The organism is Nocardioides sp. (genome assembly GCF_031422975.1).
Lineage (GTDB): Bacteria > Actinomycetota > Actinomycetes > Propionibacteriales > Nocardioidaceae > Nocardioides.
In genome coordinates this window covers 1-4,990 of record NZ_JANPEO010000300.1, presented here as the reverse complement: position 1 = coordinate 4,990, position 4,990 = coordinate 1, and the positions used below count along the sequence as shown (strand labels likewise).

The window sequence follows — 4,990 nt, the reverse complement described above, 5'->3', positions numbered from 1 at the left end:
ACAGCGGCTACGACCTCGTCGTCCGCGCCTCCGGCGACGCCGGCACGCTGACCAACAAGCTCGTGCTCAGCCAGGGCAACCCGCAGGGCGACGTGGCGTTCGGCGTCGACAACACCTTCGCCTCGCGCCCGCTCGACGAGGGGGTGTTCGCGGCCTACGAGCCGACCCTGCCTCCCGGTGCGGACGAGTTCGCGCTCGACGAGGGCGCCGACAGGCTGACCCCGATCGACGTCGGCCACGTGTGCGTCAACATCGACACGACGTGGTTCGAGCAGCAGGGCGTCACGCCCCCGTCGTCGCTGGCTGATCTGGCGGAGCCCACCTACCGGGACCTGATGGTGACGCCGGGCGCCTCGACGAGCTCGACCGGGATGGCGTTCTTCCTGGCCACGGTCGCGGCGTACGGCAGTGGCACCGATGGGGGCGGCTGGCAGGACTACTGGACCCGCCTCCTCGACAACGGGGTCAAGGTCGTCGACGGCTGGGAGGACGCCTACTACGGCGACTTCACCCAGGGTGGCGGCAAGGGTGCGCGTCCGATCGTGGTCTCCTACGACTCGTCGCCCGCGTTCACCGTGCCCAAGGGCAGCGACGCGTCCTCGACCGCCGCGCTCCTCGACACGTGCTTTCGCCAGGTGGAGTACGCCGGCGTCCTCTCCGGTGCGGTCAACCCCGCCGGCGCGCAGGCCGTCATCGACTGGCTGCTCTCCGACGACGTCCAGGCAGCCTTGCCGACCGCGATGTACGTCTTCCCCGTCAGCGACACCGTCGACGTGCCGGCCGACTGGGCGGCGTACGCCGTGCAGCCGACCGCGCCGCTGTCGGTGCCGCCGGCCGAGATCGCTGCCAACCGTGAGCAGTGGCTGGCCGAGTGGACGGACGTCATCTCGAGGTGAGGCGCTGGCTCACCCTCGCGCTGCTCGCCACCGGGCCGGTCCTGGTGGTGGGGGTCTTCTTCGTGCTGCCGGTGAGCGGGATGGTGGCGCGGGGCCTGTGGCCCGACGGTGTCTTCGACCCCGGCGGGGTCATCGAGGTGCTGACGCGGCCCCGGGTCGCACGGGTCGCGTGGTTCACGGTGTGGTCGGCGGGCCTGGCCACCGCGGTCGCCGTGCTCCTCGGACTGCCGGTCGCGTTCGTGCTGCACCGGCTGGCGCTGCCCGGGCGACGGCTGCTCCGGGCCGCGTTGCTGGTGCCGTTCGTGCTGCCGACCGTGGTGGTCGGCGTCGCCTTCCGGCTGCTGCTCGGGGAGGCCGGACCGCTCGGCTTCCTCGCCCTGGACGGCACCCCGGTCGCGATCGTGGCCGGGCTGGTTTTCTTCAACGTGGCCGTCGTGATCCGGGCGGTCGGCGCCGCCTGGGAGTCGCTCGACGCCCGGCCCGCCGAGGCCGCGGCCGCTCTCGGGGCGACCCCCGTCCAGGTGTGGTGGACGGTCACGCTGCCTGCCCTGCGGCCGGCGATCGTGAGCGCGGCGAGCGTGGTCTTCCTGTTCTGTGCGACGGCCTTCGGGATCGTGCTGACCCTCGGAGGCGTGCGCTACGCGACGGTCGAGACCGAGATCTACCTGCTGACCACGACGCTCTTCGACCTGCCGGCCGCGGCCGCGCTCTCAGTGCTCCAGCTCGTCGTCGTGGTGGCTCTGCTGGGACTCGCCGCGAGACTGCGAGCGACCCCCGACGCCACGGCGAACCGCTCGACCGCCCGGCCGAGGCAGATCCGTTCCGGGGACGCACCCGCCCTGGTGGTGACCGCCCTGGTGCTGATCATGGTCGCGGCGCCGATCGCGTCGCTCGTGCTGGGCTCCTTCCACACCGACGCAGGCTGGTCGACCGCGAACTACCGAGCGCTCAGCGGTGTCGGCAGCAACGACGCCCTGCTGGTGCCGGTGACCGACGCGTTGCTCACCTCCGTCCGGACCGCCGTCGACGCGACCTGGATGGCGCTCTCGATGGGGCTCGCCGTCGCCGTACTCGTGACCCGTCGCTCCCAGACCCGTGCCGAGCGACGGGTCCGCGGCCTCCTCGACGGCTTCTTCATGCTGCCGCTCGGTGTCAGCGCCGTGACCCTCGGCTTCGGCTTCCTGATCACGCTCGACCACCCGCCGCTCAACCTGCGTGACTCGCCCCTGCTGGTGCCGATCGCGCAGGCACTGGTCGCGCTGCCCCTCGTTGTCCGCACCCTCGTCCCGGTCCTCGCCGGCATCGACGACCGGCAACGACAGGCGGCCGCCTCGCTCGGCGCCTCTCCGTGGCGGGCACTGCTGAGCGTCGACCTGCCCGTGGTCTTCAAGCCGTTGCTGGCGGCGAGCGGGTTCGCGTTCGCCGCCTCGCTGGGTGAGTTCGGTGCGACGTCCTTCCTGGCCCGCGACGAGCACCCGACCGTGCCGGTGGTCATCTTCCGACTGATCGGGCACCCGGGCGCGCTCAACTACGGCATGGCGCTGGCGGCCTCGGTGGTGCTCGCCACCGCGACCGCCGTCGTGATGCTGGCGGTCGAGCGGCTGCGCGTGCCGAGCGTGGGAGCCTTCTGACGATGCTGACCCTCACGGACGTCTCGGTCGCCTATGACGGCGTCGTCGCCGTCGACGACGTGACCCTCGAGGTCCCCGACGGCTCGGTGCTCGCGGTGCTCGGCCCCTCCGGCTGCGGCAAGTCCACGCTGCTGCGCGCCGTCGCCGGCCTCGAGCCCCTCGCCGCCGGCACCATCGCCTTCGACGGCCAGGGCGTGGACCGCCTGCCCACACACAAGCGCGGCTTCGCGCTGATGTTCCAGGACGGCCAGCTCTTCGCCCACATGTCGGTGGCCCGCAACGTCGGCTACGCGCTCCGCCTTCGCCGTCGACCGAGCTCGGGGCGGGTGGCCGAGCTGCTCGCCCTGGTCGGGCTCGAGGGGTACGCCGACCGCCTCCCGGCCACGCTGTCCGGCGGCGAGCGCCAGCGGGTCGCGCTGGCCCGCGCGCTCGCCGTCGAACCCCGTCTCCTGCTCCTCGACGAACCGCTGTCCGCCCTCGATGCGGGCCTGCGCGAGCGCCTCGCCGTCGACCTGCGCGAGATCCTGCACGCTGCCGGCACCACGGCACTGATGGTCACCCACGACCACGAGGAGGCCTTCCAGGTCGCCGACCGGCTGGCCGTCATGCAGGCGGGACGCGTCGTCCAGTCCGGCCCGATCGGTGACGTGTGGGCCGCGCCGGTCGACACCGAGACCGCGCTCTTCCTCGGCTACGCGCGGGTCCTCACCGGAGCCGCCGCCGCGACGGTGCTGGCCGCGATCCCCGGGCAGGCTGACGCCGCACCCGCCGGTCCACCTGCCGATGACGTCGCGGGCCTCGCCGTACGCCGCTCGGCGCTCGTCGCCGACGAGCAAGGTCCCCTCGTCGGCACCGACGAGTCCGCACGCGCGACCCCGGCGCTGTTGCGACTGGTCGCCGAGGTCGATGGGGTCGGACTCGTCGACGCGATCGCCCCTCGCGGCAGCCACTGTGGACCGGGCGAGAGCGTGCGACTGCGGGTCGATCCGACCCGCATCGCCCTGATCCCGCGAATCTGACCTGTCCGTGGCACCTGCCTAGACTGGCGCTCGTGTATCGCCCGGCCTACGTCCTCCTCATCGGGGTCGCCACCGTCACCGGCCTGCTCGCGGTCGTTGCCGCGATCACCCTGGACCGGCGACTCGTCGACCCCGAAGGATTCCTCGGACCGTCGTGGCTGCGCCTTCCGTTGCTGGTGCTCGGGGCCTTCCTCCTCGACATGCTGCCGCGAACCCTGTGGGTGTCCGGGCTGAACCCGGCGCTGATGCCGGACATCGTCAAGGGCCGCGTGCGCGACCACTGGACCCGCGAGCGGATGGTCCTGGTCGTTTTGGGCCTCGTGTGCTTCTACATCACCTACGTCAGCTATCGAAACCTCAAGTCCTTCCTGCCCTTCATCGTGGGGGACGAGAAGTACGACCGCGAGCTCCACCTCATGGACCGCGCGCTCTTCTTCGGCCACGAGCCCGCCACGGTGCTCCACACCGTCTTCGGCACGGGCATCAGTTCGCACGTGCTGTCGTCGGTCTACCTGTGGTTCCTGCCGCTGGTGCCGCTGGCGCTGGCCGCCTGGCTGGTCTGGTCGCGCAACATCACCTTCGGCTACTGGTTCGCCACCTCGCAGTGCCTGGCGTGGACGCTGGGAACCGCGTCCTACTACGCCCTACCGACACTGGGACCCGGCTTCGCCTACTCCCATCTGTACGGCGACCTCCCGGATACGGGATCGAGTGCCTTGATGGACTCCCTCTACTACGCACGACAAGGCGTCATCCGCGACGGCGCCGTGGGTGCCGTCCAGTCGGTGGCGGGCTTCGCCAGCCTGCATGTCGCCATCACCTTGCTGGTCGCGCTGATGGTGCAGTACACGTTGCGCAACCGGATCATCCACGTCGTCTTCTGGGTCAACTTCGCGATCACGGTCGTCGCCACGCTCTACTTCGGCTGGCACTACGTCGCCGACGACATCGCCGGTGTGGCGATCGCCCTCGTCTCCTTCTGGCTCGGCGGCCTCGCCAGCGGCCAGAAGTTCGACCGCGGCGGCTTCGCCTCGCACCCGACGTCGACCACTTCGATGGTCCCGGTCGACGCAGACTGACCACATCTCGAGAACTACAACCTTGTAGTTCGCAAGTCGACACGCCGATGACTTGCGGGTTTTTTGGGAAAGTTGTTCCCTTTGGGACTGGTGAGCACTAACGTGCCGCAAGTGTCATGGGTGAAAGGGAAGTCACCCATGGCCGTCTACTGCCAAGGGGAACCACCGTGCGAGCCCTGTCTACGCCCTCATCTCGTCGAACGCCGATCCGTCGGATCCTGGCGGCGACGCTGAGCGTGACCCTGCTGAGCAGTGGGTTCGCGGGCGCCGTCTCGGCGTCCGCCGCTGCTGACGACACGCCCTCGCAGGAGGACGTCGCGAGCGCCGAGGACGACGCCGACTCGGCTGCGCGAGACGTGGCCGCC

General features: G+C 70.9%; 5 protein-coding genes. All 5 read left to right on the top strand.

Annotated features, from left to right (window positions below; all coding sequences use genetic code 11):
• The coding region (locus RMO85_RS09050) for a thiamine ABC transporter substrate-binding protein (protein WP_310528398.1) at positions 1-896 on the top strand (896 nt) is incomplete at its 5' end.
• On the top strand, positions 872-2,527 hold the full coding sequence (locus tag RMO85_RS09045; RefSeq protein WP_310528397.1) for an iron ABC transporter permease: 1,656 nt from the start codon (positions 872-874) through the stop codon (positions 2,525-2,527). The genes RMO85_RS09050 and RMO85_RS09045, both read left to right, overlap by 25 nt.
• Positions 2,528-2,529: 2 nt before the next feature.
• A complete protein-coding gene (locus RMO85_RS09040) occupies positions 2,530-3,546 on the top strand; it encodes an ABC transporter ATP-binding protein (RefSeq protein WP_310528396.1) in 1,017 nt (338 codons plus the stop codon).
• Positions 3,547-3,578: 32 nt separating this feature from the next.
• Complete coding sequence (locus RMO85_RS09035; protein ID WP_310528395.1) at positions 3,579-4,625, top strand: phosphatase PAP2 family protein; 1,047 nt, start codon at positions 3,579-3,581, stop codon at positions 4,623-4,625.
• Positions 4,626-4,792: 167 nt separating this feature from the next.
• Positions 4,793-4,990, top strand: a 198-nt coding sequence (locus RMO85_RS09030) for a hypothetical protein (protein ID WP_310528394.1), incomplete at its 3' end; no start/stop codon positions are given.

Bases quoted from the DNA above. Each gene is read 5' to 3' on its own strand.
- RMO85_RS09040 (WP_310528396.1), top strand. From the start codon at position 2,530: ATGCTGACCCTCACGGACGTCTCGGTCGCCTATGACGGCGTCGTCGCC.